Origin of the sequence: Corallococcus sp. BB11-1 (assembly GCF_026626625.1) — a bacterium.
Classification (GTDB): Bacteria; Myxococcota; Myxococcia; order Myxococcales; family Myxococcaceae; genus Corallococcus; species Corallococcus soli.
Map to the genome: position 1 here is coordinate 125,493 of NZ_JAPNJY010000022.1, position 25,476 is coordinate 150,968.

Annotated in this window: 23 protein-coding genes and 4 pseudogenes; 11 read left to right on the forward strand and 16 right to left on the reverse strand. The window is 67.9% G+C overall.

The window, feature by feature from the left end:
- Window positions 1-21: 21 nt before the first annotated feature.
- Window positions 22-1,995: a serine/threonine protein kinase gene (locus tag OV207_RS17320; protein ID WP_267556279.1), complete on the reverse strand. Its 1,974-nt coding sequence runs from the start codon at window positions 1,993-1,995 to the stop codon at window positions 22-24.
- A 285-nt stretch (window positions 1,996-2,280) separates the two neighbouring features.
- Here OV207_RS17320 and OV207_RS17325 point away from each other — a divergent pair, with 285 nt between their 5' ends.
- Both OV207_RS17325 and OV207_RS17330 read left to right on the forward strand, forming a co-directional pair.
- Entirely contained in the window at window positions 2,281-2,574 is a 294-nt protein-coding gene (locus tag OV207_RS17325; RefSeq protein WP_267556469.1) for a helix-turn-helix transcriptional regulator, read from the forward strand.
- 52 nt (window positions 2,575-2,626) lie between these two features.
- Window positions 2,627-2,974, forward strand: a complete 348-nt coding sequence (locus tag OV207_RS17330) for a helix-turn-helix domain-containing protein (RefSeq protein WP_120582187.1) — start codon at window positions 2,627-2,629, stop codon at window positions 2,972-2,974.
- A gap of 292 nt (window positions 2,975-3,266) precedes the next feature.
- On the opposite strand, the pseudogene OV207_RS17335 reads toward OV207_RS17330, so the two are convergent.
- A pseudogene (locus OV207_RS17335) lies at window positions 3,267-4,437 on the reverse strand (serine/threonine-protein kinase).
- Between the two features lie 368 nt (window positions 4,438-4,805).
- Between OV207_RS17335 and OV207_RS37645 the strand changes: the two are divergent.
- Window positions 4,806-5,026, forward strand: a pseudogene (locus OV207_RS37645) (DUF2379 family protein); the annotation flags it as partial.
- A 113-nt stretch (window positions 5,027-5,139) separates the two neighbouring features.
- On the opposite strand, the pseudogene OV207_RS17345 reads toward OV207_RS37645, so the two are convergent.
- The 13 genes and pseudogenes from OV207_RS17345 to OV207_RS17405 form a co-directional block, all read right to left on the reverse strand.
- Window positions 5,140-5,674, reverse strand: a pseudogene (locus OV207_RS17345) (PspA).
- Window positions 5,675-5,789: 115 nt separating this feature from the next.
- The gene (locus tag OV207_RS17350) at window positions 5,790-6,065 is read right to left on the reverse strand and encodes a hypothetical protein (RefSeq protein WP_267556281.1); all 276 of its coding nucleotides are present in this window, start codon (window positions 6,063-6,065) and stop codon (window positions 5,790-5,792) included.
- Between the two features lie 143 nt (window positions 6,066-6,208).
- Complete coding sequence (locus tag OV207_RS17355) at window positions 6,209-7,516, reverse strand: recombinase family protein (protein ID WP_267556282.1); 1,308 nt, start codon at window positions 7,514-7,516, stop codon at window positions 6,209-6,211.
- Between the two features lie 253 nt (window positions 7,517-7,769).
- Entirely contained in the window at window positions 7,770-7,973 is a 204-nt protein-coding gene (locus OV207_RS17360; protein WP_267556283.1) for a hypothetical protein, read from the reverse strand.
- Window positions 7,970-8,528 (reverse strand): annotated as a pseudogene (locus tag OV207_RS17365) (DUF2924 domain-containing protein). The gene OV207_RS17360 and the pseudogene OV207_RS17365 overlap by 4 nt, the downstream one beginning before the upstream one ends.
- A gap of 837 nt (window positions 8,529-9,365) precedes the next feature.
- Entirely contained in the window at window positions 9,366-9,803 is a 438-nt protein-coding gene (locus OV207_RS17370; protein ID WP_267556284.1) for a hypothetical protein, read from the reverse strand.
- A gap of 253 nt (window positions 9,804-10,056) precedes the next feature.
- Window positions 10,057-10,536: a hypothetical protein gene (locus tag OV207_RS17375; RefSeq protein ID WP_267556285.1), complete on the reverse strand. Its 480-nt coding sequence runs from the start codon at window positions 10,534-10,536 to the stop codon at window positions 10,057-10,059.
- A gap of 19 nt (window positions 10,537-10,555) precedes the next feature.
- Window positions 10,556-12,007 (reverse strand): hypothetical protein, encoded by a 1,452-nt coding sequence (locus OV207_RS17380; RefSeq protein ID WP_267556286.1) that lies wholly within the window; start codon window positions 12,005-12,007, stop codon window positions 10,556-10,558.
- Between the two features lie 26 nt (window positions 12,008-12,033).
- Window positions 12,034-13,158 (reverse strand): DEAD/DEAH box helicase, encoded by a 1,125-nt coding sequence (locus tag OV207_RS17385; RefSeq protein WP_267556287.1) that lies wholly within the window; start codon window positions 13,156-13,158, stop codon window positions 12,034-12,036.
- Window positions 13,159-13,181: 23 nt separating this feature from the next.
- Complete coding sequence (locus OV207_RS37780) at window positions 13,182-13,349, reverse strand: hypothetical protein (RefSeq protein WP_267556288.1); 168 nt, start codon at window positions 13,347-13,349, stop codon at window positions 13,182-13,184.
- Window positions 13,350-13,644: 295 nt separating this feature from the next.
- On the reverse strand, window positions 13,645-14,382 hold the full coding sequence (locus tag OV207_RS17395; protein WP_267556289.1) for a hypothetical protein: 738 nt from the start codon (window positions 14,380-14,382) through the stop codon (window positions 13,645-13,647).
- A gap of 6 nt (window positions 14,383-14,388) precedes the next feature.
- Window positions 14,389-14,730, reverse strand: coding sequence for a hypothetical protein (locus tag OV207_RS17400; protein ID WP_267556290.1), 342 nt, complete (start codon window positions 14,728-14,730; stop codon window positions 14,389-14,391).
- A 204-nt stretch (window positions 14,731-14,934) separates the two neighbouring features.
- Window positions 14,935-15,693, reverse strand: a complete 759-nt coding sequence (locus OV207_RS17405; protein WP_267556291.1) for a sigma-70 family RNA polymerase sigma factor — start codon at window positions 15,691-15,693, stop codon at window positions 14,935-14,937.
- Window positions 15,694-17,065: 1,372 nt separating this feature from the next.
- Between OV207_RS17405 and OV207_RS17410 the strand changes: the two genes are divergently transcribed.
- The 7 genes from OV207_RS17410 to OV207_RS17440 all read left to right on the forward strand — a co-directional run bounded on the left by OV207_RS17410 (window position 17,066) and on the right by OV207_RS17440 (window position 22,708).
- Window positions 17,066-17,674, forward strand: a complete 609-nt coding sequence (locus OV207_RS17410) for a hypothetical protein (RefSeq protein WP_267556292.1) — start codon at window positions 17,066-17,068, stop codon at window positions 17,672-17,674.
- Between the two features lie 130 nt (window positions 17,675-17,804).
- The gene (locus tag OV207_RS17415; RefSeq protein ID WP_267556293.1) at window positions 17,805-18,980 is read left to right on the forward strand and encodes a RecB family exonuclease; all 1,176 of its coding nucleotides are present in this window, start codon (window positions 17,805-17,807) and stop codon (window positions 18,978-18,980) included.
- Window positions 18,980-19,636 (forward strand): 3'-5' exonuclease, encoded by a 657-nt coding sequence (locus OV207_RS17420; RefSeq protein WP_267556294.1) that lies wholly within the window; start codon window positions 18,980-18,982, stop codon window positions 19,634-19,636. Before OV207_RS17415 ends, OV207_RS17420 begins: the two co-directional genes overlap by 1 nt.
- A complete protein-coding gene (locus OV207_RS17425; protein ID WP_120582202.1) occupies window positions 19,633-19,971 on the forward strand; it encodes a hypothetical protein in 339 nt (112 codons plus the stop codon). The genes OV207_RS17420 and OV207_RS17425 overlap by 4 nt, the downstream gene beginning before the upstream one ends.
- Window positions 19,947-20,777 (forward strand): hypothetical protein, encoded by an 831-nt coding sequence (locus OV207_RS17430; RefSeq protein WP_324291536.1) that lies wholly within the window; start codon window positions 19,947-19,949, stop codon window positions 20,775-20,777. Before OV207_RS17425 ends, OV207_RS17430 begins: the two co-directional genes overlap by 25 nt.
- Window positions 20,778-20,785: 8 nt before the next feature.
- Window positions 20,786-21,679: an AT hook motif domain protein gene (locus OV207_RS17435; RefSeq protein ID WP_267556296.1), complete on the forward strand. Its 894-nt coding sequence runs from the start codon at window positions 20,786-20,788 to the stop codon at window positions 21,677-21,679.
- 234 nt (window positions 21,680-21,913) lie between these two features.
- Window positions 21,914-22,708, forward strand: a complete 795-nt coding sequence (locus OV207_RS17440) for a J domain-containing protein (protein WP_267556297.1) — start codon at window positions 21,914-21,916, stop codon at window positions 22,706-22,708.
- 1,319 nt (window positions 22,709-24,027) lie between these two features.
- On the opposite strand, the gene OV207_RS17445 is transcribed toward OV207_RS17440, so the two are convergent.
- Complete coding sequence (locus tag OV207_RS17445) at window positions 24,028-24,642, reverse strand: tyrosine-type recombinase/integrase (RefSeq protein WP_267556298.1); 615 nt, start codon at window positions 24,640-24,642, stop codon at window positions 24,028-24,030.
- A 276-nt stretch (window positions 24,643-24,918) separates the two neighbouring features.
- Here OV207_RS17445 and OV207_RS37650 point away from each other — a divergent pair, with 276 nt between their 5' ends.
- Window positions 24,919-25,275 carry a Bro-N domain-containing protein gene (locus OV207_RS37650; RefSeq protein WP_324291537.1) on the forward strand — a complete coding sequence of 119 codons (357 nt, stop codon included), beginning with the start codon at window positions 24,919-24,921 and terminating at the stop codon, window positions 25,273-25,275.
- Window positions 25,276-25,476: the final 201 nt, after the last annotated feature.

Consider the following 25,476-nt stretch of genomic DNA (forward strand, 5'->3'; position numbering starts at 1 on the left):
CGCCTGCCAAACAGCGACATCTTATTCAAACTCACTCACTGCCTTGACCGTAATGGCGGAGAATACGCGAGCCTGTCCAGAGTCCCCTCCGCCGGGCTTGATTTCCAGTCCGCGATTTCCTGAGCTGTCCAACACCTCCAAGCACACGGGGAAGCTTCCCTTGCTCGAGCGCGCCCGAGTCAGTCGGACATAGACGCGGTCGGCAACAATGAGTCGCCCAGACAGCGTGGCGTAGTCCGACCCCATAATGACCTGTGCAGCACCTTCCCTCACCGTTACGACTTTTTCTTCCCCCCTGACGAAGCTCGCACCCTCCTCGTCCCCAATTTTCATGCCCAGCATCTTCATGCCGTTAATGGCGCCTACCGGGCACGGCTCGGGCTCAGGCGGCGAGCGCACCTGCGGGCCCGTGCAGCCAAGCGCGCCGCAGAGGGCCATCGTCGCCAGGGCAGTGCGGACGTTCCTCGTAGCCTTCTTGGCAGGCACTGGCGGGGAGGAAGGGGTGTCACTTGGGGGTGTCGTCACGGCGGCAGTCACCTCGGGAAGCGTCGCGGGAGGCGCGACGGCCGCAGGTGTTGCCTCCGGCCCGGTGGGAGCTGCGGCTCGGGCAGCTTGAGGTTTCTTTGCATATGCCGCTACTTCTTGGCCAGGGGCGAAGGGGGCTTGAGCCCCCGGTGGCGGAGGTGTCCGTTGCGAGAGAAGCGCCCCTGCCGCCAGGGCGACGGCCAGCAGCCCCACCCCCAGCACGCGCCCCATCCTGAGTCGCGAGAGGAACGAGCGCCGCCTCACCTCGACGAAGGGGGACGCCAGCGCGGATTCCGCCGCAACCTCTGCGGCGCCCAGCCCCTCCTCCAGCTCCGAGCCCAGCCGCTCCGCTTCGACAGGCGGCGAGGCAGCAGCCATCGGAGCTGCCTGGGGAAGCAACTCCGCGGGCGGGCCTTCGCCGGGAATCTCCGGCAGCTCCGGCCCAGGCGCCTTGCCACGGCGCATCTGGCGCAAGGGGACTTTCACCCACCGGGCGAGCTTGTTGCGCGCGAGGTGCTTCGCCTCGCCCCCGCCCTCGTTCTCGGTGGTAGCCGAGTGCGGGCCATACGTGTCGCATAAGGGAACCTCCCACGCCTCCCCTTCCGCCTCGGCCAGCATCTCCTCCAGGGCCTCGCAGACTGCCTGCGCACTGGGGCGCGCCGCAGGCTCCTTCTCCAGCAGCCGCATGCACAGCAGGCCCAGCCGCTCCGGGACGAAGCGGTTGGCGAGGTGGGGAGGCACGGGCGCCTTGCCCATGACGCCCTCGACGTAGTCCGCGTCCGTCGATACATCGAAGGGCCACCTCGCCGTAAGGAGGCGGTAGAGGACAACGCCCAGAGCCCACATGTCGTCCGAGGGAGCCGACACGTAGCGGGCGCCCGCCTGGCCCAGGTGCTTCCTCATGAAGCGCCAAGCCTCGGGAGGCCGGTACTCCATCGTTCCGGGCGGGAGCATGGACTGGGTGACGCCGGGGGCGCCCTTGTAGTCGCCGATTCCGTAGTCCACCAGCACCGCCCGCTCGTTCGCGGCGCGCACCATGACGTTGGCGTCCTTCACGTCCCGGTGCACCACCCCCGCCTTATGCGACGCCGCCAGCGCCCGCGCCATGTCGAGCGTCACCTTCGCCACTTGCCGGGCCGAGGGGTTTTCCTCCTTCACCCACGTGCTCAGCTTCCGCCCCTCCACGTACTCCATGGCGATGAGGGCGAACTCGCGCTCCCCGGCTTGCCAGTAGGAGAAGCCGCGAATCCCCACCACGTTGGGGTGCTTCAAGCTCAAGAGAATGGCGACTTCCCTCTCTGCCCGCCCCTCCACGCGCTGCCGCTCAACGAGCTTCAGCGCGCAGGGCTGCCCGTCGTTCGTCGCGAGGTACACGGTGCCGAAGCCACCTCGGTCCAGTTGCCTCACCACCGTGTAGCCCTTCACCACGTCCCCGGGGGACAGCACGGCCGGGGGGCAGTCCTCCCTCATGGCGACGTCCTCCTGGAGACTCCGTCGGACAGCAGGACTACCGCCACGCGCATGCCACTCCCTCCCCGGCGCCGGCCCACGCTACCAGAAGCCCAGGGGAATCGCGTGACTCTTCTCCCACACGTGAGTACCGGCCACGGGAGAGGTACTCGGCAATACCCAACAGGTGAAGCCCATGTGCGTTTAAGGTATTGTTTGCGCGGAATGCATCTTCCTCCTGACGTCCACGCCGCCGTCCCTCCGAAGGCTTCCCTCCGACCCTTACCCGCCATCATCGGAGAGACCCTGCGCGCGGCACGCCTTCGTGCAGGCCTGAAGCAGGCGGAGGTGGCCAAAGTCGTCGCCATCTCCCGCAACGCCTACAGCCGGCTTGAAAGAGGACTCATGCTCCCCAGCGTCGCGACGCTGTACCGGCTGTGCGCCGCCCTCGGCGCCACGCCCAACGAGTTGCTGGGTTACCCCACCCTCCTATCGCCGGATATCGCCGCCACCACCAAGGATGCCCTGCGACGGCACGTGCACCGGTTGGACACGCGCCAGGCGCTCGCCCTCGTTCAGCTTCTTTCTGGCGTTCGCTGATGGAGCGACCCCACCCCGACAAACAGCCACCGGGTATACTCCCCTGCACCTTATGAATGAAGAACTCGCAACCCAAATCGGCTCCGTCGCCCGCCTCGCCCGGGAGCAGATGAGCCTGACGCAGGTTCAAGTCGCGGAGCGCGTGGGGCTGGCCGCCGCCGTCTACAGTCGCGTGGAGCGCGGGCACATGATGCCCAGCGTCTCGACGCTGTACCGCATGTGCATCGCGTTGATGGTTTCCCCGGAGGACCTGCTGGGACTCACCGAGTCCACCGACAGCGAGGCTCGGGCTCGGCCGGAGGACGACGCCACCTTGCGCCGGCTCATCTTCGTCGCTCGGAAGCTCGACGCAGGGAAGTTGGACGCCCTCGTCCACGTCGCCACCGAGTTGGCTCGCTGAGGCAGCTCCCTGGGGAGGCGGCGCCGCCGAACGGCTCGCGCGCCCTCCTCTCCAACACCAGGTTGCATACGGCCGACGCGTTGGCGTCCCGAGCGCGAACAGGTCGGGCAGTCCTCGGCACCGACGGGCGCCCTCGCCGGCAGGCCGAGGGGCCCGGGGACGCCGCGCCACACTTCCGAAGCGCTTCATTCACCTCGGCGAGCCACTCCTCCAGGCGCTTCTTCCTCGCCAAAAGGCGCTCCACCTCGTGGCGAGGTGCCGGCCATTTCGAGCCACGCGAAAGCAGGACGGCCTACTCCTTCTTCAGGGCAACCAACTCGTGCGCGTCCAACCCCTCCGGGTAGAGGCCGCCCTCGCCGAACTCCACCTTGTCGCGCATCTGCCCGCCCGCGGACACTACGAGGGCCGCCTCCCTGGCGGCCTCCGCGCGCCCGTATTGCCCCGTGGGCCGCGACAGGGCCACGCCGCGCAGGGCATCGCGCATGTCCCCCGCCGTCGCGAAGCGCTCCTCGGGGTCAAGGCGCAGGGCCTTGTGCAGCACGGCTTTGACGTCGTCCGAGAGGGTGGCCACCGCCTTCTCGACAACCTCCGGACTGAACGTCTCCATGAGGGCCTGCATCTGCTGCAACGGCAGCGTGGGGGGAGTCTCCGTCCGCTGACTGCTCTCCTTCGCCGGCACGGGCGGGACGTCGTGCACCTCGAAGAGGTGGTTGCCTGTCATGACTTCCACCAGCAGCACGCCCAGGCTGAAGACGTCGGAGCGCGGCGTCAGCCCCACCTTGCGCAGGTACTCCGGACTGGCGTACGCCACGTCGCCTCTCAGCAGACTCTCCGGCGACTCCTCCCGCCCCACCAGCAGTGAGTACGCGGAGCCGAAGTCCAGCACCTTCACCTCCCCATGGCGTCCCAAGGCAATGTGCCGGGGGCTCACGTCCCGGTGGACGATGCCTAGGGGCACGCCCTTCCCCGACGTCAGCGTGTGCGCGTAGTGCAGCGCGTCCGCCACCTCCGTCCCCACGTACAGGCCAAAGCCCTCCGAGAGGGGCTGGCCCCGCACCACCGCCGCGCACACCAGCGTCTCCAGCGAGGGGCCGTCCACGTACTGCATGATGACGTAGGGGACGTCCTCCACCTCGTCCACCTCCACGTGGAAGACTTGGGCGATGTTGGGGTGGTCGAGGCAGAAGGCCAACTCCACTTCCTCCGCGAGCCGCTTGCGAGCCATGTACGAGGCAGGGCTGGCGAGTTGGCGGACCAGGCAGGGGCCCGACAACGTGCCGTCCGCGGCACGCCGCTGAGCCCGCAGCAGCCTCTCGCGATTCGGCCGTACCTCCAACTCGCGCACCACCTCATAGCGCACACCTCCCACCTCGAAGAGGAAGTGCGCGTCAGCACGTGTCGGGAGGGTTGGCACGCAGGGTCGGCCCCTCTTCCGTCGTCACCTCGTCCGGATGCTTCGTCATGGCTGTGACTCCTCCTCAAGGAAGAGGGCGCGGCCTCATGGACACGCCCCTTCGCAGCCGAGCTACCCACTCAACCGCAAATTGGTCAAATTGACTTCACCTGCGAAGTAACATGACCTCGCGCCTCTGTGAAGCCACTGCCCCCGCAGGCTAGACAGCAGCACCCCGATTCATGGCCCGCCAACGCACCATCTCCCCTCCTGGGTACGAAGGGCCCCAGCCATGCTCCCCGATAAGCCGGGGCTCACGAGTGAAACCGTTGACTGGAGCCCGATTCGCTCACTGGCCCACTGCCCCCGTACGCAGGAGAGCGCTTGGCCCTCACGTAGAAGCTGACATCACGAAACGAAGCCGAGGAGACGTTCGCCACGAAGTCGGGCGCGCTGGGCCTCTTGCGCGAGGCGTCTCGGCGTATCCGAGAAGGCTCCCACAGGCTCATGGATGCGTTGAGCCGGACGTACCAGCACGAGCAGAAGGGGACTTCGACAGCGCCCGCCAAGAGATGTGGGACGTGCTCGCCGTTGAAGTCGTGCCCCACCACCGCGCCCTCGCCCAGGGGCAACTCGACGAGATGACCGACGAACCGTAGCGACGAATGCGGAGCGCCTTCCGCAGCGGCATGCCAGGGCGGAGGCAGCGCTCTCGCACTCCTACTGCTTGCCGCAGGAGCGCCCTCCAGCGAGGGCGCTTCGCGGCCCAGATTCAGGCTGGCGTCACCTTGTCGAAGGGGCGCACCACCTGCTTGCCGTCGGAGACGCGCTCCACCGTCACCGTCTTCGCCTTCGCGTCGATGGACTTCACCTTCGCCGAGAAGCTGCCCCGCCCCTGCCTTGTAACGCACCTCTTGTCCCAACTCATACGAGACCGACGTCTCGGGGCCGGGACTGGAGCTGGGGGCCGCGGCCGTCGCTAGTGCGTCCCCGCTGCGCGCGGACGTCCGCGGCTCTTCTGGGGCGCGGGCTCAGCCCGCGTGGGCTTCGGACGCGGCCTCCGGCTTCACCCACTTCCGCACGGGTACCGAGGACGGGCGCTTCGGGGCGGTGGCGGGTGCGGGCGGGCGCTTCGACGCGGGAGGAGGCACGGGTGTGCGCTTCGGCGCGGACGCCGCAGGAGCCGGGCCAGGCTCGATGCCCAGGAACTGAGCGATCTTCTCCAGCAGCTCCACCTGCCGGCCCATCGTCTTCCCTACTTCCTCCGCCACCACGGCCCGAATGGCACTCATCATGTCGTTCTGCATGTGCTCTCGCTCGCTTTCCTCGCGGGCTGGCTGGCCCGCGTATTCTTCAACACGACAACAGTCAGCCTCTTGCACCCACGCTACACCAAGGAGTCCAGGTACTCGGACTTCCGCCTCAGAATGAAGCCTTCACCTCACGCCAGCGCTCGCGCTGCGCTTCCCACGTCCCCGCGTGAGCAATGGCCCGAAGTCCTCTCTCGCTGAGGGGCTCCTCTCCATCCACGGCCTCGAGGAACAGCACCTCCTCCTGGATGTCCGGCGCCAGCAATTGCAAGTCCAGCAGGTGCGTCACGCGCGCCCGAGTGAAGCCCAACTGGCAGGCGACGTCCGCTGCGCTCGCCACCACCCCTCGCTCAATGGTTGCTTCCACATGGTGCGCCAGGGCCAGCATTCGCGCGACGTGCGCTGGCCGGCGCGCCACCTCTCTCGGCGGGGGGCGCGCCCCCTCTCGGAAGCGCACCTTCGCCCGACGTACGCGGTGGAACTGCGCGCTGATGAGGCCAGCCTCCGTCGGCCAAGACTCGGGGCTCGCGCTCACGCCGCCACCTCCTTGCGCCCGGGCGTCGCGGGTTCACCGGCATGGGCAAGGTGCACATCCACGCGATCCGTCTCCTCGTCCACCACGACCCGGCCGACGAGGGCCTGCAGCAGGCGCCCCCGGTTGGCGGCCGTGAGGGCGTCCCATACCGCGTCGAAGTCCGCCAGGGCCCGGGCCACCCACGCCGCCTCCAGCTTCTCCCCCTCCATGGCATCCAGGGCGCGCTCCACCTCCGCCAGCCGCTTCTTCATGCCGGCGAACTCCTCTTCCGCAGCCGTCAGCTTCTCCTCGACGATGCGCCGGGCTGGGCCCTCCAGCTTCGAGAGGGAGTCCACCCACTTCGCGGACTCCCCGGCGCGCTTGGCCAAGTCCTTCGGGAGCTGCGCGCGCTCGGCGCGCAGGGCCTTGTGCTTCTCCTCCAGCCGCGCCGTGAGGCGGGCGTGTACCTGTGCCGCAAAGCCCTCACCTACCGAGACTTCCCGCAGCCGAGCGACGACGAAGTCCTCCAAGGCGGCTGCCGGAATGGGAGAGGCCCGGCACCCCTCCTTCCCCTTTTTGTCCCGGGTCACGCAGCGGTAGTAGCGGTACTCGCGCGTGCCCTTGCGAGTGGAGCCGGGCGTCATCGCCTCGCCGCACAGGCCACACCGCAAGAGTCCCCGCAGCACGTAGTCGGGGTTGCGCCCGTGGTACTGGAGGCCGGGGCCTCGGCCCTCCAGCATGTCCTGCACCCGCTGGAAGGTGCTCCTGTCCACAATGGCCGGGTGCTCGCCTGGGTGCGTCTCGTCTCCGTAGGGAACGAAGCCCGCGTACAGGGGGCTCCTCAAGAGGCGCAGCACATCCTGTGTCGTCCACTTCCGTGCCGCGCGCGTGGCACCGCTCTGGGCCTCGTACCGCTTCGTCCTACGCCCCGTCTCGTTGAGGAGGCGCGACACCACCGAGGCCTGCTGGTGCTGGAGGTACAGCTCGAAGGCCTCCCGCACCACCACCGCCTCGTACTCATTCACCACGAGGCGCTTGTCCTTCACGTCGTAGCCCAGCGGCGCGCGCCCTCCCGTCCACTTCCCCTTGCGGCGCGCGGCAGCCACCTTGTCCCGCGTGCGCTCGGAAATCATCTCGCGCTCGAACTCGGCGAAGCTCATCAGCATGTTCAACGTCAGCCGCCCCATCGGCGTCCTGCGGTGATGAAGTTCTGCGTCACCGAGACGAAGGAGGCAGCCCGCCGCGTTGAAGCGCTCCATGACTTTCGCGAAGTCGAGGAGGCTGCGGGAGAGGCGGTCCACCTTGTACACCACCACCACGTCCACCCGGCCCGCAGTCCACGTCCTGCATCAAGTCGCTGGAAGGCGGGCCGCTCCATGTTCGCGCCGGTGAAGCCGCCAGTCAGTCGTAGCTCTCATCCACCAACACCCAGCCGGGCTGTCGCTGCACGTAGGAGACACAGGACTCGCGCTGGGCGTCCAGCGAGTTGAAATTCCATCTCCAGGCCCGCCGCCGTGGACTTGCGCTGTGTAGACTGGCGCAGCGCTTCGCGTCCGAGGGCAGGCGACTTGCTCTTCCTCATAGTCCCTCCGCCCCCTCTGTCGTCGGCGGCGGCACCGATTCGACGCTCGAAGACTGCTTCGGCCCGGAGAGCTGCTCCGCGACGGCCACCAGCCGCTCCAGGTTGTTGTTGAGGCGCGTCAGCTCGCGGACGAGCTGCGGCATCGTCCCCTCGTAAAAGCGCTGTCCCATGTGCGTCTGGAAGAAGGCGGGGCCGCTCATGGCGTCACCTCCTTCGAGCCGCCGGCCTTGAGTCCGAAGAAGGAGAAGCCGTTCCAGGCCGTGCCCGTAATCAGCTTCGCCACGCTGGAAAGGCTGCGGTGAAGCTGGCCTTCGTATTCAATTCCGCCCTCGCGCACCGTCACCCGGTGCTGCGTGCCCTTGAAGACACGCGTCAGCACCGTGCCCGGCGGCGGTAGGCGCGCGTCGCGCCCATCCACAGCGGCTGCGCGCCCGTCCGCAGCGGCTGGAGGAGGCGAAGCGGTGGGGCTTCGTCTCCTCCACCTGCCGCATCCTCCAGCGCTCGGGCAGCTTGTCGCCCAACTCCGAGATGCGTGCGACGGCGCGCGTGGAGAGCCCCCCTTCGGCCAGCTCCTGGATCCGGAAGGCCAGGCGCTTCTTCAGGTAGTCCCGGTTGCGGCTGCGCGTGGGCTCTCCGTACACCTCCAGGTACTTCTCCGCCAAGTCCGGCACCGACATGCTGGCCAGCGCGGCCAGTTGCTGTGGCACGTCCGCCAGCTCCTTGCGCGCGGCCCGCGCAGTCGCCTTCTTCGCCATGGTGGTTTCTCCTTCGTCCGGGGCAGCACGCCCTCGGGCGAAAGCCATGGACGCTCTGTCCCCAAAAGAAGACAAGTCGAGAGTCTGCGACTCAGCCATGCGCGCCCTCCTCCGCCCCCCACGCGGGCGGCTGTCGTTGTGGCTGTGCCCGCCGACGCAACCACAACTCCCAGAGGGCATCGGCGAGGACATCCACCGCGGCCTCGTGGCGCCGGAGCTGGTGGTGAGGCACATCAGTCGCATCTGCCGGAGGCCCGGGCTTCCCATCCACACCCGTCACGAAGCCACCTCCTCAGCGCTGCCTTCGTCATGGCCACGCCAACGCCACCCGCGGCTTGCGTCTTCAGCATGCGGGAAGTCCTCCGCGGAGATGAATGGGGCCTTTGAGACATCAATCACGAGGGCGCACCGGCGCAGGGCCTTGCCGGCAAAGCAGACGCGCTCACTGGGCGAGAGGCACATACTCTCCGGCGCGGTGATTCTCATGAATGAGGCGTCGCAGTGCCTTCGTGTCCACCAACTCCCCTCGATAGTCGATGCGCTTGCAGTGCGCGCGGTAGGCGTCGTAGGCGGATTCCAGGATGGAGGCACAGGCGCCCCTCGTCGAAGGCATAGTGGACGCGGTGCTTCAATTCGCCCTTGGATTGCCATGACACCCAGCATTTGGATGAAGGCATCCAGTGCATTGCGGACGCCCGTCTCTTCCTCGAGGACGTCCTTCAGCACCGCGTCCACGGCCTTCGCGGGCCCCCAAGTCCTCGGGCAACGCATAGCCGCACTCCTTGGCGAACTCCTCGAAGAGGTGGATGCCCAACAGCATGGCCGTCACGTTGTCCGCTACACGCGGAGGCGCGTCCCTCTTCTCAAGGAGGACTTCCGCCACGGCAGCGGGACGACGCGGTAGTCCGCCTCGAAGTCCCGCCCCAGGCAGAATTGAATGTAGCGAGGGGCGAAGAGGGCGAGGTTGACGGACGTCAGCTTACGAAAGGCCGCCCGGCAGTCGCGGCGCTGCACCGTCGCCTTCTCCGGGTTGACGGGCAGGAGGCGCTCCACGAGGGCCGCCTCCGTCGGACGCGTCTCTCCGCAAATACACAGCGGCGCCTGCAGCCGGTAGCTCACCACCGACAAGTCCGGGCGCCCCCGCTCCTCCGTCTCTCCTCGGTAGAGGCGCCGCATGTAGCGGTGCACCAGGTGGAGACGGGGCAGCGGCATGTCACCGGGCTTGTACTCGTCCACCACCACCGGCACCGAGCGCGTGGCGGACAGCAACTTCACCAGGGCGAACTTCCGTCTCCGTCACGCTGAAGGCATCCGAGGAAGGCACGCCGAAGAGGGGCCAGAAGACTTCGGTGCACGTGCTCGACTTGCCACTGCCTTGCGTCCCATAAGGGAAGAGAAGCGGGAAGGAACCCACCTTCTCCATGAAGGCGCGGCTTCATTGGCGTAGCGAAGAACCATCCCCAGAATGGGCAGCACCACCTGAGGCGTATTGATTTTGAGCAGGTACTCGAAAACCGTGCTCGCCACGTCATGGAAGGCGTCGTCGTCCGCGGCCTCGTAGCGGATGCGCGATTCGAGCGTCGTCCCATTCGGCAAGGTACGCCACGGGGGAGGCCGCGAGGAAGCCCTCCTTCCCGATGGTGCACCCGGGCGCCACCCATACGTGGTGCGCCCCCCGCTTGAAGTCGCCCAGCGTGGTGGTGCCCGGCAGCCTCGGCACCGCTCGCCGCGCCACCGCGCGCAGCAGGCCCTGCACGTTATTGTCGCTGCCCGTCCACTGCGTATGGACGGAGGGCAGGTGGTGCAGCAGCTCCTTGCGCGAGTTGAAGGCCCGCCGCGGCAGCCGCGCTCCTTCCACCTCGGCTCCCTTGTCCGTGCGGACATCCCCGAGGAAAACCTCCCCCTCCTCGGTTTCCACGAGGGCCGTCGGCGTGAAGGTGAAGGAGGAAATGGCCTTCGCCTCACCCCGCTGCGTCACCGTGTAGTAGCAGTACGCGTCCTCGTACACCTCGCCGTCGATGGTGTCGTCACCGCTGCTTGCTCTTCCCTCCTCCCTTGGTGTCCGCGCCCTCTCCTGCGGCCTGGGTACGCACGGCGCGGGCCATGGTCAGCCGGAGCTTCTGGGCGGTCAGGCCGGTGCGAACCTCCAGCAGACCCAGGTACTTCTCCTGCGCGGACGGTGGCCGGTGGGCGATGGCCTCCAGGATAGGCTTGAGGCGGTACTCCACGTCCTGGGCCGGCACCGTGGCCAGGCGCTCCACAGCCGCCTCGATGTCGAAGACGACGTCGTACAGCTCGCAGCGCACGTCCGGCTCGCGGTTGACGCGGCAGAAGCCCATGCCCTGGAGGGAGTGGCAGGGCGGCGCCACGGCGCCATCCTCGCGGGCCGTGGCCACTACCTTCTCGTAGGCCTTGCGGATGTAGCCGGCGCCGTCCCGGCCCTTCAGCTTCCCCAAGCCGCGCCTGTCGTACTCGAGGACGAGTTCCGTGATTTCGTCGAGGCCCAGCCCCTTGTGCACGAAGAAGCGCACCATGTTGAAGATGGCGACGCTCCGGTCCTCCGCGCCTTGCTCCCACAGGCGCTGCACCGGGCCACACATCTCCACCGGGCGCGCCCAGTCATACTCCCCAGTCTCCGTCCGGCGGGCCTTCATCGTCCCCTGCGGCGCCGAGGCGGAGGGCGCTAGCGGCAGCGCCACCTGGGCTGGATGCGCCTGGTTCGCCACCGGCGGCTGCACCGGCGCTTCCAGCAGGCGGGCCTGAAGGCCTCCGTCCTCAACGCGCTCGAAGCCGGTCAGCGCCCGAGCTGCTCGGTGAGGCCGCTCCGCTGTCCCCGCACCCTTCCGGCTGACGGTGCCCACCACCTTGATGATGCGCGCCACGTCGTGGATGGAGTCCACGTGCACGCGCTCGGACTGGAAGCGGGCGCGCACCTCGGCCTCGAAGGCCTTCAGGCCCGCCTGCACGCGCTCGTGGCGATCGCCCTCCAGGGACTGCGGCGGCAGGGCGAACCACAGCTGCGCCCCGTTGCCGCTCATCATCAGCCGCGGGCGGACAAGCCCCTGCGCTTCGCACCAAGCCGCGGCGGCTTCCGCCACCTGGAGCGTCAGCGAGAGCTCGTCCTCGGTGCTGGCCGTGTCCTTGGGACGCACGGGGTCCAGGTCCACCACCGTGGCCGTCACGACCTCGATGTCCTTGCTCCCCGCCCCAGTCCGCAAGGAGCGCAGGACGTTGGGGGCGAGCTCCAGCAGGCGCCGAGGCCGCGGCTGAATGCCCACGTACACGTTGCCATCGGCATTGGCCGCCGCGCAGGCCGCGACGAAGGCCTCCTCGTCGTCGAAGAAGCCCAGGCCGACGATGCCCCCGCCGCCTGGGCGGATGACGCGGACTTCGCTTACGCCGTGCTGTGCGTGCGCCAGCCACCGCCAGGTGGCGCGGATGGCGTCGGGGTCTGGAGTGGTGTCAGAAGGTGTCGTCATCGAAGGTGCTCACTCCCTGTGGTGGTTCAATGCACGTCGGCGTTGGCCGTCACTCCCAGCACCGTGGCGTACTGCTGGCGGCGCTCCGCATGGTGGCGCCGCAAGAGCGGCACCTTCCCGTCGACGAAGTCGATGAGGACGGCGCTCTTCTTCTCCGGGTGGGGACGCATGAGGCGTCCGAGACGCTGGACGGTGCGTCCACGCGCGCGGCCGGGGTACGCCAGGAAGACGCGAGAGAGGCGCGGCAAGTCGAGCCCCTCATCCGCCAGGCTGGTGGCCACCAGGACACGGACGCGCCCGGCGCGAGCCTGGTCCAGGAGTGCCTTGCGCACCTCGCGCGGCACTTCGCTCGTCAACGCGGCGGCCGACAGGCCCGTGGCCGATAGCCGCTGCGCCAGCAGCTCGCAGTGGTCCACACGCCCCGTGAGGACAAGGCACAGGTGGCCTGCCCACGCTTCGCGCGCCACGGCGCCGAGGACGAGGTCATTGCGCGCCTTGTCCTCCGCCAGCGCCTCCAGCATGGGCGCGTAGTCCGCAGCGCGGCAGTACGGGTAGTCGAAGGCCGTCTCCACGGCGCGCACCTCCGGCACCACCAGCACTCCGCGCGCGACGAGGTCCTCGTGCTTCACCACGGCCAGAGGCGCGCCCAGGTAGAAGCGCAGGAGAGGCGTCAGCCCGTCCTCCCGTTCGGGCGTCGCCGTCAGGCCCAGCCGGTAGCGCGCCGGGCAGCGATCCACGATTCGATGGAAGGCGCTGGCGGCAATGTGGTGGGCCTCGTCGAGGACGAGCAGACCGAAGTGATGGAGGAAGGCGTCGAGCTTCGCCTCGTCCCATCGAGAGAGGGACTGGACGACGGCGACGGTGACGGGCCGCACCTCCTCTTCCCCGGCGCCCACGAGGCCGGCCACCAGGCCCAGGCGCTCGCGGATGTGCTCTCGCCACTGCTCCGCCAAAGTCCAAGGTGTGGACGAGGATGAGCGTCGGCGTACGCAGGCGGGCAATGGCCCCCACGGCCAGGACGCTCTTACCTGCCCCGCATGGGCAGCACCGCCGGTCCCCTGGGTGGCCTTCGCCAGCCGCTCCACCGCCTCGGCCTGGTAGTCGCGCAGCGACACCTCCGGAAGCTTCGGCAGGCGCTTGGGCGGCAGCACCCGTGCGTCCTCGAAGGACAGCGTCAGGCCCGCCTCGTCCGCAGGCCCGGCGCAAGCAGGTGAATGGCCCCGCGCGGCAGCACCAGCTCCCGCTCCTGCTGGCGGAAGAAGTACAGCGTCTGAGGCTCCGCCCCCGGGCGCTTGCGCAGCCGTACCAGCTTCCAATACGCGGGGTTGGGCAGAGAGAGCACCCTGGCAGAGGCCCTCCAGCACCTTGGGCGGCACGTCGCCCGCCGCGAGCCGCAGCCCGGCATCCACTCGCACGCGCAGCGTCCGCTTGGCCGTGGACGCGCTCGCGTTGCGCACAGGCGCGGACGGCGCGGCCCCCACGCCGGAGTCCTGGGTACGAGAGACAACACGTCCCCCGTCCCCGCGCATTTCGGAGAAGTCTTCCACCATTCTTGTTGTCCTCAGAGAAGCGCGGCGGGGGCTCGCAACGGGCCCCCTTCGCGCAGGGCTATGGCAACCAGTTTCAGCGGGGCACGCTCACGGCCCGAAGGGGTCCACGTCCGCGACGCTCTCCGCGGAGTATTCGGCCACGAGGGAGTCGACGAAGGCGCGCGCCAGCTCGCCCTTCGACGCCGGGATGTCCCGGATGCGCTGCACGCCGAACTTCTGGAGGAACCTGTCTACCGCCTCGCGCGGCAGTGCCTTCAGCGCGGTGGCCATTGCCTGGGCCAGCTTCACGTCGACGGGCTCGCCCACCTTCGGACTGGAAGTGGCTGCGGGCGACGTGCCGCTCGCCGCCGCTGCCGCCTCGGCCGCATACAGTTTTGGCAAGTCATGCAGACGCAGCGCCTGGAAGTCCGTCACCTCCGCCGGGGACAACTGCTTCTCCGGCAGGAGGGAGTACGTCGTCTTGGGGTCCTTCGCCGCACCATGGCGCTTCACCTCGAAGGCCCACGTCTCCAAGCCGTACTTCGCCCGCACCTGGAGCAGGTTGGTGAAGAAGGTGGAGGCCTGCTCCATCACCTTCACCTCGCGCGTCCCGTAGACGGCGACGTTGAGGGCCACGCGCAGCGAGGGCTTGTGCCCCTGGGCCTTCAGCTTCTCGTCGAAGGGGACGAACTTGTTGTCGAGGAAAACCACCTCGCGCGGGTACGGCTCCCCGAGGAAGACGACGACGGCGGTGTCTCCGTCATTCGCCAGCTTCAGCCAGGCGCCGCCCTGCTGCTCATGCTGCTTGGCCATCGCGGCCGTCTGCTCCCACATGTTGCCGGCCATGGTGCTTCACTCCTCCTTCTGGCGGTGCGTAGTGGGGGAGTGGCGCTCGCGCCGGTACACCGAGAACAGCTCGGTGCCGTCATCCGTGGAGCCCGCCGCCTCGATGTTGAAGTCCGCATCGGTGTCCACCACGTGCTGAATTTCCCAGCGACGGAAGAGTCCCGGCAGGCGGATGTAGTCATGGGCCTGAGCCTCATCGCACTCGCAGCAGAGGCACGCGCTGCGCACCTCCGCTTTTGGCTCGGAGTCACCCCGGCTCACCACTCGGAGGCGGTGGCCGTCAATACGAGCGACGAAGCGCACGAATGTTTCATCGTGCTCGAAGTTGTTTCGCGCGGCTGTTTTCATTCAATCCTTCCAAGTTGTAGGCAATACAGTGGCGTTGCTGTCCGCCGGGACGGACAGGGCGTCTCGAAGCAAGATTGGATTGGGCGCGAGGCGGCCCCTCTACTCCCTCAAAGCCAGGTGGCGCGAGCCGGGGACACGCGATTCGCGCATCCCGTCAGTCGTCCCCACCCGCTGCCCTCTCGGCTGTTTCGGAATCCACAAACTCTAAAAAGCACCCCCACCCGCCGATTTGGGACAAGGAATCTTTTCTGGGCATTTTTTCTTCATTTTCCGCAGGCGCCCCAGGGCCCGCTGGACGCGCTTGCGCGCCGTTTCGGGCGACAGCCCACGGCTCGCTGCCACCTCGACATAGTCCTCTTCGCGAAGAAGGACGGACACCACCAGGTCGGTGTCCTCGCCCGTCAGCGGGAGGAGCCACGCACGCAGCTCCTCCACCTCGGCGTTGAAGGAGCGGGTTCGAGAGGCAGAGGGGGTGAGCCACGGCACCAAGAGCGCCCCGCCGCCCACGTCCGCCAGTAACTGAAGGCGCGCGCGGTGGCGTTGCTCCACCAGCTCCTTGTGCCAGGCCTTGAGGACGTCGCGCTCCGTCCCACGCACGAGTGTCCCAGCCACGCGCTGGACACCGGCCAAGCTGACGCGCGCCACGAGACTCATGAAGGACGCGGCAATCGAGGAAACCACTTCCGCGGGCGGGTGGCCCGTTCGCCTGAGACATCGGCGATACACGCCGTCCAACCCCGGCCACAGGCCCAGCCACAACAGTGCCACGAAGAAGCGGGCCGAGGCTCCCATCTGCACCAACGTGACGAGGCCCGCGAGCAGCCCATCCTTGACGTGAGAGTCGCCTTCGCGCGCCGTGAGAAATGAAACAAGGGCCTCCGGCTCCTCGAAGTCGGAGAGCGCCTCCCAGTTGCGCCGCACCAGGCGGTAGGCGCGCCTCGCCTCAGCCGTCCGGATTGCCACGCCAAGCTCTTGATGAAGCGCATTCCAGCTACGACTCACAGATGAATGCCGCCCTGGCCCTGCGCTCGGCGCACAGAGAAAGCCAGGTGAGTGGGGAGAGAAGGCCGAGCCCGTTGGAGGGAATGACGCCAGCGCAACCAAGGCCCCCCTGTCTTCGGCGGGAGCTTCGTGGCCGCGGCGCTTCAGTCGAAGGAAGAGAGGGCGCTGCACGCGCCCGAGCCTCCAGCGGCCCTCACCACGGTAACGGGCGAGCTCCCTTCCTACTCGGGGCACGACAACGGGAGAGCGGCGTGCCCAGGGAGGCCAGGACAAAGCTCCCACGGCGCAGGCCCCTTCCCATCCGAAGGGCGCACGAACGCCTCGGCATCTCCATCAGGGCCGGGGCAATCACAACAAACCGGCACATCATGCCGAAACCGGAATCCACGCTGCTTCCCCTCACAATCCGATGTGTCATCGACGGACACGGCCGCGCGGCCTGCGACTTTCATGCCCGCACGTCGTCACTCGGGCGTCGTCTTCGTAGGAGGACTCGGACCGTCCACGCAATCGGACGTGCGCTAAGTGAAACACCTTCTCTCCCTGTATCATCGCCCTTCATGCGCCAGGAGCACACCTGGCGGCAGTCGCGTCGGGCGACCTCTTCACATTGGGAAGCGACGGCCCTGAAATGCAGCAGGTGACGCGGAATGCGTCGGCCCCACCCCCAAAGGGGCGGCTACCCCCCTTCCACGAGCCTGGAGGCCGTTTCCGGCCGTCCTGTGGGCATTCACAGGCCATGGCATGGACGTGCGCCCCCTCGACAAGTGCCCGCTCGCATGAGCCTTCACAACCAGCCTCAGCGACTTCACTCGACGTCTCAATAGTGGCAGGCGGTGGCAGGCGGTGGCAGCCCTATCTGCCACCCTCTTCTTCTATAAATTCAATATCTTATCTTGAAGTGGCAGAGGTGGCAGTGTTTCAAAAAATACCCCTACGTAGCGGGCGCGCGCATATTTGAATGGCACTATTCAATAGGGGGTCGAGAATTCACTCCCCATAGGCGTCATTACCCCAAGAAACACTGCCACCACTGCCACCTCCGCCACTCCAGCGATTTCACTGGGGAATTTCGTGGCAGCCTTTTGAATCGCCCCTGCCACGGCTGCCACCCTCCGGTTCCGCGTTGGCCTTCCAGGTGAGCGAGCGAAAAAGAGCGCCGGCACAGGTGTCCCCGAAATCACGCCGAAGGCCTTTGCTCTGCCTTACGCCCGCATGTCATTCGCCCGGGGAAATCAAAAATATAATTGGGCGAAATGATTTCCTGTCCCAAATCGAAGGGATGGGGTGCTTTTAGTTTGTAACGGCAATCACGCGCCGTCGACTCCTGCGCATGGCCCTTACACACCACCTCCAGCCATCCCCCGCCCAGCAACGTCCGTCCGGCGTGACGTGCGAAGCGTATGTCCGCAGCGAGGGAAAGCGCTGCCTGCACTACCGGCCTGGCGGAGGCTGCACCCTGCCCAACGTGGGCACCTGCACCGAGTGGCTGAAGGTGAATGGGCAGGCCCGGCCTCATCGTGACGTGGCCGCGCCGCCCGCCCCCGTGCCTCCGGCGAAGTCCGCTCTGGTTGCGGTGGATCTCTTCGGCCATCCGCTGAGCGAGGCTGGCTCGAAGAAGATCGCCCCAGCCCCCGACTCCAAGCCCGCGCCACCAGATGCGTCTCCCGATGTGAAGAAGCTGGACGCGGAGGCCCCGCTCTCCGGCCTGCGCGGCCTCACCGACGAGGACATCGCCAGCTTCAAGGCCCTCGGCGCCGAGGTGTGCTTCGCCTCCGCAACCTACGGCGAAGTGTGGCTCGTCCCGGCCTACACCGGCCAAGCCCGGAAGGAGCTCACCCCCGAGCACGCCGCCACGCTGGTGCGCGTCCTGTCTGCCTTCCCGGGCTCTCGCGTCATGTCCTTCGAGAAGCACACGGCCTCCGCGGAGGTGTCGCCATGAGCGTGCCCCGCGTCTGTGAAACAGACACACGGGGCCGCTCTGCCTCCCCGCTTCGACTTGATGTCTCGCTCGGAAAGAGCGTGATGACTGTCTCGCGACACGCCACTGCATCGGCCCGGAGGCCCACGCCATGAGCGGACTGCGAAACGAACACCTCTCGTTCAGCCGGCTGAGCCGCTTCGAGGCCTGCCCGCTGTCCTACAGGCTCCACTACCTCGACAAGCGCACCGCCGAGCCCGGCGTCCCCCTGAGCTTCGGCAAGGCACTGCACGCCGTCCTCGAGCGACTCCTCCAGGAAGTCATCGACACCGAGTACGTGGGCCCGCTCTCCGCGGAGCGCGCCCTCCAGCTCTACCGTGAGGAGTGGGCTGCCTCGGGCCTCTCCGGCCTGGACCTCTTCCAGCAGGGCCTCGGCATCCTCCAGGGCTTCGTCCGCCAGCAGGGCCGCGTGGACTCCCGCGACATCCTCGGCATCGAGAAGGAGTTCCGCTTGCCGGTGGGGCCCTTCACCGTCCTGGGCTTCATCGACCGCGTCGACTGGGTGGACGACGAGACGGTCCACGTCATGGACTACAAGTCCAACCACCAGCTCTTCACCCGCGAGGAGCTGGACTCCAGTCTCCAGCTCAGCCTCTACGCCCTCGCCGCGCGCCGCATGTGGCCCTGGGCGAAGAAGGTGCGCCTGTCCATGTGGATGCTGCGCCACGGCGTGCGGCAGGAGACGACGCGCACCGAGGAGCAGCTGGAAGCCGCCCTCGCGTACGTCGAGACGCTGGGCCAGCAGATGGAGACGGCGGAGGCCTTCCCCGCCCGCCTCAACCCCAACTGCGCGTACTGCGACCACCGGCGCGACTGCCCCACCTACGCCCGCGCGCTGACGGGCCAGCGTGAAGTCGTCTGCAGGGACATGTCCGACTTGGAGTCCGTCGCTCGCGAGCGTGAAGAAGTCGCCCAGCTCGCGAAGATTCTCGGCGCGCGCAAGGCGGAGCTGGAGGGCGTCCTCCGAGCCCACCTCGCTGAGCAGGACGAGCTCGTCCTCGCCGGCACGCGCTACCGCATGTTCAACACCACCAGCCTCGATTACCCGCTGGAGCCCACCGTTGCGGTGTTGGCCCAGGCCACCGGCCTCCCTCGTGAGGAGCTGGTGCAGCGCCTCGCCAGCGTCGAGAAGAAGGCCCTCGACGCGCTGCTGAAGGACGCGGGCAAGCGCCTGGGCACCGCACACGTCGCGCTGCTGAAGGCCGAGCTGGACTCCCTCGCCACCAAACACCACTCGCCCAGGTTCTGGGCCAAGGAGGTCGCATAGTGCTCGCTCATCCTGCTTCCGACACCACCCCTGTCTCCGCTCTCCGCCAGCCGCTCTTCCCCGGCCTCCCGCCGCACCTGAGGACGCTCTGCTTCGTCGACCTGGAGACGACGGGCCTGGACGCCTCCCGGCACGAGGTGCTGGAGGTGGCGGTGCTTCGCGTCGACGCCCGCAGCCTCCAGGTGCTGGCGGAGTACGAGGCCCGCGTGCAGCCCACCCGGCTGGCCGACGCCCACCCCGAAGCCCTGGCCGTGTGCGGCTACTCCGACGAGGAGTGGCGAGACGCCCTGCCCCTGCAGGAGGTTCTCGCCACCGTGACGCCTCTCCTGGCGGGCACCCTCGTCGCCGGCCACAACACCAGCTTTGACTGGGCCTTCCTCGTCGAGGGCTACCGCCGCACCGAGCTGACCCTGCCCAGCGTCGACTACCACCGCCTCGACACTGCCAGCCTCGCGTGGCCGCTGCTCGCCACGGGCGAGGTGGAGTCCCTCTCCCTCAACGCCCTGGCCAAGCGCTTCGGCCTCCACCGGCCCACGCCCCACCGAGCCATGGCGGACGCCCGCTGCGCGCTGGAGTTGGCCCGCTGCCTCGCGGTGCGCATGGCCCGTGGCGGGCACATGGAGCGGCTGCTGGAGGAGTCAGGAGGTGTCTCGTGAGTGGAGCTTCTTCTCGTCGCAAGGGCGCTGACTTCGAGCGCGCCCTCGTCCACCGCTTCCGCGAGGCCATGCCCGAGGCCCTCATCCGCCGCGGCCTCCAGTACCGCACCGGCCAAGAGGTGTCCGACGTCGAGGTGCCGTGCTTCTGGCTGGAGGCCAAGGCCCACCAGCGCACCAACGTCCGCGAGGCCCTGCGCCAGGCCGTGGAGACGTGCCCGGCTGGCCGCTGGCCGCTGGCCGTGTGCAAGGACGACGGGCAGCCGCCCCTCGTCGCCATGCCGTTGGACGACTTCCTCGAGTTGGTGCGCGAGTGGTGGGAGGCCCGCCCCCGGTGAGTGACTTCTTCGACCACCTCCTGGGCTTGCTTCGTGTGGAGGCGCTCGCCCCTCGGCACCAAGCCGTCTTCGCGGCTGCGCGCACTCAGCGGCCGGCCTTCGCGCGTCACGCCACGCTCGAATCGGTGCAGGCCGCCATGGCTGACGCGCGCGAGGAGACGTACCCGGAGCGGGAAGCCCTCACCCGAGCCCTGGTGGCCGAAATGCAGGCCTCCTCCAGCCCCGCGTGGACGGCGGCCCTCGCCACCGCCTACGCCCCCATGTTGCGTCGCCTGCGCCGCCGCCTCCTCGGTAACGCGGTGCCCAGGGAGGACCTGGACCAACTCGTCCTCGCCACCTTCCTCTCCGTCGCGCACGCCTTCCCCCTTTCGCGCTGGGGTGACTGGACTGCCGTCCGCCTGCGCCAGCAGACGGCGCGCGAGGTGTTCCGTTACCTCCGCAAGGAACGCGCGGAGCAGCACGAGACGTACACCCAGGAGCAGCTCGCCGAGTGGCTGCCTGACGTGCGGTCCGTCACTCCGGTGGAGAGCCCCAGGCGGCCCAGTGTCCGCCGCAGCTTCGTTAAGCGTGACGCCGTGCTGGTGCATCTGGCCCAGGCCACCCTGCCTCGCAGCGACGTCGAGGTCCTCATGGCGACGGTCGTCCGACGCGAGAAGCTGCGCGCCTACGTCAGCCGCCTCGTCGAGGGCGACGCCGCCGAGGCCGAGAGGACGTACCAGCGACTGAAGCGCCAGCGCACGCGGCTGATGCAGCGCCTGCGCACCCAGGCCGTGGACGCGGTGCCGCAGCCCTCCGGAGGCTGCTGAGGGAAGGCATGGCCCAGAAGAAGCCCCTCAAGAAGCTGGGGCGCCCCACCAAGGCCGAAGGCCCTCGGCTGCCCCATGCCGAGGTGGACAAGCTCCTCGTGGAAGGCGAGGAGGTGCCCACCACCCGGGGCCGCGTGAAGCGGCGCTTCCCCTCCCTCCGAGAGCTGGCTGAGCGCTTCGGTGTCGCCCACAGCGCCGTCGCCAAGTACGCCCAGCAGCACGACTGCCTCGGCCGCCGCAAGCGCCTCCTCGCGGGTGAGCCGGCGGACGAGGCTGTGGATCCTCTCGAGACACCACCGACTCCACCGCCCGCGAAGCGCAAGACGGGCCGCCCCCGCAAGTCCGAGGAGCCCGCGCTCCCGCGCCAGGAGCTGGACCGCGCCCTCGTCTTCGGCGACGTGAAGACGCTGCCGGATGGCTCCACCATGACGAGCTACGCCTCGTACCGCGAGTTGGCCGAGCGCTTCGGTGTCGCCACCTCCCTCGTCGCCAACTACGCGAAGGAGCACAACTGCCTGCGCCGCCGCGAAGAGGCCAAGACGCGCATCGCCACCAAGGCGGACATGAAGCTCATCGAGCTGCGCGCCAACGCCATCGCGGTCTCCAAGGACGACGCCTTGAAGATGATTGACGGCTACCTCCTCGGCTTCGAGGAGGCGCTGTCCGAGGGACGCGTGCGCGTCGACAACCCCACCGACTTCAACACGATGGTGAGGCTCAAGGAGTTCGTCATGGGTGGCGCCGACTCCCGCCAGGAGCTGCACGCCACCTTCTCGTTGGAGGGCCTCCAGGCCCGGCATGCCCTGGCACTACGAGCTGCCCGCGAGACGACACCTGCTGAGCGCGGTGAGGTAGACGCCGAGGTGGAGAGCAACGACGAAGCCTCTACTGGTCCTATTTGACCCAGGACCACGCAAGCCCATCGAGGAACGCGGGACAGCTAGCAACTCGATCGGAATCGAGCCGCGGAAGCGCGGCAGCCACACCACCCACAAACCCGCCCACCCACCCACCCGGCACAAACTCCGAGGCTTTCAGGCACTCCAGCTTGACAAGGCTCCGCGCTGTCAAAGGTTGGCCTCCACACCTGTCGGCCACCATTTCCATGGGGGTTTCCGACGACTCAAGGAGTCCCCATGTCGGTGCACAACAAGAAGCAGCCGCCCACTCCGCCGCCAAACACGGCCGTTGACGGCATTATTCCAATCTCAAAGGAGAATTTCACAGAATTCATCAAATCCCCCTACGCTGTCATCTGGGCCGGGCCGGGATTCACACCGTCCATATTTCCGGCATTTCTGCGATTCCGACTTGGTCTCTTCCATTCTCCGCAGGTCAAATTAGGAACCGCGGATTTCTTGCGCATCGAATGGACGCCGGCTGTCAAATTCATCGTGGCCATGCACCTCGGTAGGCATGGACTAAAAGCCGACGGCCTGGGTAGACCCCCTGATGGCTTTTATCTTTTCGCCAACGGCACTCTTCTCGGTTTCGAGCCTAACGACCTCGAAATCAACAAGGACAATGGATTGTTTTGGATCGGCGCCTTCACGGGCGTGATCGGAATCCTTAGCAATAACCCAGAGGCCTTACATGTCGCCTCCCACATGGCGACGTGGCAAATGGGAGAGCGCGTCGCTCAAAGATTTGAGGAGCTGATCGGGCAACACTTCTCAGCTTCTCTTCCCGGCTCCGAAGCACCTCCGCCCTCGAGCGAAATTAGCGAGCCCATCCGCAGAGCCTATGCGGCGCTCGGATTATCTCCTGATGCTTCGGACCAAGAAGTCTCTGCGGCGCATAAACGCCTCGTCAAGGATTACCATCCAGACAGAGCGGCCAAGACTAAGGAGGCACAGAGCAGCGCGCACAGACGTACGGCAGAGGTGAATGCCGCTCGCGACGCCATCAGAAGGCACAGAGGCGAGCGGTGAGTGCGCCCCACTTGGCGGATTGCGGCCTTGGGTCCACCTGAGCGCCCCCCGACTCCCGTCAGGAGCTTCACGCCACCTTCTCGCTGAAGGGCCTCCAGGCCCGGCACGTCCGGGCCCTAACGCGCTGCGCGAGAGACGACGCCCGTCGAGCGCGGCGAGGTTGGACGCGTAGGTAGTGGAGAGCGACGACGAGGACCTCGACACTTCCTCCCCGGAAAGCCCCAAGGACGACACCCTCGTGGATCCTCCTACGAACGTCGCGCCCCCCGCCGACCCCGATTGAGACCGCCCTCCGGTAAGTGAACGCGGGCACTTTCGCGTTCAGTTTCGCCGTTCACTTTCGCCGCGCCAGGTCGGACCTGGTCACTTTCCCCCGCGGAGCTCCACCTGGCGCGTGGAAGCACATGCCTGGCGCCACAGGTCCCGTAATTTCACGGGGTTGGGAACGCTGGCCACCAAGTGCTTGAGCGCCGCGGTACGAGTTTGGGCCCGAACTCGCGCCCGGAAGCACACTCCGTCCAGCAGGCTGGACTCTTGCGCCGTTCACTTCCCCGGCACAGGACGCCCTGCTCAGCTGCGCCCCACTGCCGCCACGTGGCCCACCTGGAGCTTGGCCCCGGCCAGCCCCGCGCGCCAACGCCTCCGCCGCGTGGCGTCCCGTTAGTGCGCGCGTGTCCCCCTGCGCTTTGGCCCGCAGGGCTTTGTCTTCTCCGTGAGCCCCACGACGCCCATCGATGCCCTTGCCCCCCCGGCCCTCCGCCCCGCGCGCACCTGGGCGCGCGTGCCGTTACCAGGGCCGAGCCGAATGGCCGAAAATGGGTAAAGGCGGCCATTCGGCGTCACGGACCCCACGCTGTTTCGCGCGCTTACGAGGCCTCCTGCCGGGCCGAAGCGCCGAGCCTCATGGCCGCTTTCCCCAGGTTGGCGCCACCTGCTGCCCGCCACGCGCCCCGGCCATTCCCCAGCCAGCAGCACTGCCTGCCCGGCCGGGCGTCCCCTTGCCTACCGACGACGTCAGCACGCCTACCCCGCCTACCCATGACGCCAGGGTGGGGGGTGGTGTGTTTTTTCGTGGAGACGGCCTCGCCGGGGTGTGTACCTGGGGCCCTTTTTGAGGGAGTCACCTCCCAGAAAGTGAACACCCCTCCCCTGTTCATTTGCACTCGGTAAGTGAACGGCGCGGGGTGTTCACTTTCGCCGGCCGCGCCTGGGGCGGCCCGCGCGCGTCCCGCGCACACCCACCCCTCACCGCCTCCGCGCTGCTGCCCTCCCCACCATGGGGCTCTCCCAGGCACTCCACGCGGAGGCGGCGTGCCCCATCAGCAGGGCAACTCTTGCGTCACGCGCACCAACTCGTCGTCCGAGGGATGCGTGTAGATGACGGTGGAGTCGATGCTGCGCTGGCGCGCGAAGCGCTGGGTGAGGCGGATGTCCTTCGTCCGCCGGTACACCCCGGTGCACGCGGTGTGGCGCACGGCGTGGAAGTTCAGGTGCCGCTCCAGGCCCGCGCGTTCTTGCCACACCGCGAAGCCGTAGCGCACCTGCCGCGTGGACAGGCGCAGGCCCTTGCGGCTCAGGAAGAGCGGCGCCTGGGGCCCCACGTCGTGCCCCTGCGCGCGCTTCAGGTGCAGCAGCTTCTCCAGCTTCGCGCGCACCGTGTCCGAGAGGACAACCTCCTGGGGGCGCGGGTGCCGGCGGCAGCCCTTGAAGACGTGCAGCAGCACGTGCCGACGTGCTCGCCCGCGCTCGTCGAAGATGTCCCCGACGTTGAGGGCCACCAGTTCGTGCTCGCGAAGGCCCGAGGCCAGCGCGAGGCTGTACAGGCAGTGGTCCCGGAATCCCTCCTTGTGCACCCCCGTCGTGCGCAGCAGGAGCACCACCTCCTTCTCCGTGAGGGTGCGAGGTGGGCGGGCGACAGCGGCATAGGCAGACATGGCGACTCCATCGTGAAGAGGACGCGGCCATGCACGCTCTGTCGCCCCAGCAAGACAAGTCATTAACCACGCTGCGCATTCTCAACCGGGCCCTGCGCGGCCTCGGCGTTTCCAAGAAGGAAGTCGCTGTGCATCCGCTGGCCGATTTCAACTTCGAGGCACACCGCGTCCGTGTCTCTGTGGACGAGCGGGGTGAACCATGGTTCGTGGCCGCCGAAGTCTGCGCGGCTCTCGATATCGCCGACAGCCCGAACGCATTGGGCCGACTGGGAGACGATGAAAAGGGCGTCGGCACCACCGCCCCCCGGCGGCATCCAGAGAGTCGCCACCGTCAACGAGCCCGGCGTGTACCTCCTCGTCTTCACCAGCCAGGCGGCGGGGGCGGAGCGCTTCAAACGCTGGCTCGCGCACGAGGTGCTCCCAGCTCTCCGCAGGACGGGGGCCTACGCGGCTTTGGCCGCCCCTCCTGCACAGCCGCGCCTGGCACCCTCCTCACCGCTCCAGGACCAGGTCCTGGCACACCTGGACGTGGCCAGGACGCTCGCCTCCTTCATCCCGGGCCTCAAGCCGGAGCTGGCAGCAGCCTACGCGCTCGACGCCATCCAAACGGACACCGGGTTGACGCTCGGATAGTCCTGCCAACTCCTCGTGACGGTGCCCGCCTCCGCCTCGGCCACGAAACCCCGCACGTTCGCCATGTGCTCTTCGAAGGTGATCGCCGGCGCGGGCTCGCCCGCAGTCGAGTCCGCGCCACAGGCTCCCAGCAGGAACAACGAGGAAAATGGCAAACACCATGCCTGGGGACCAACGGAACTGCCAACTCAAGGATGCGGT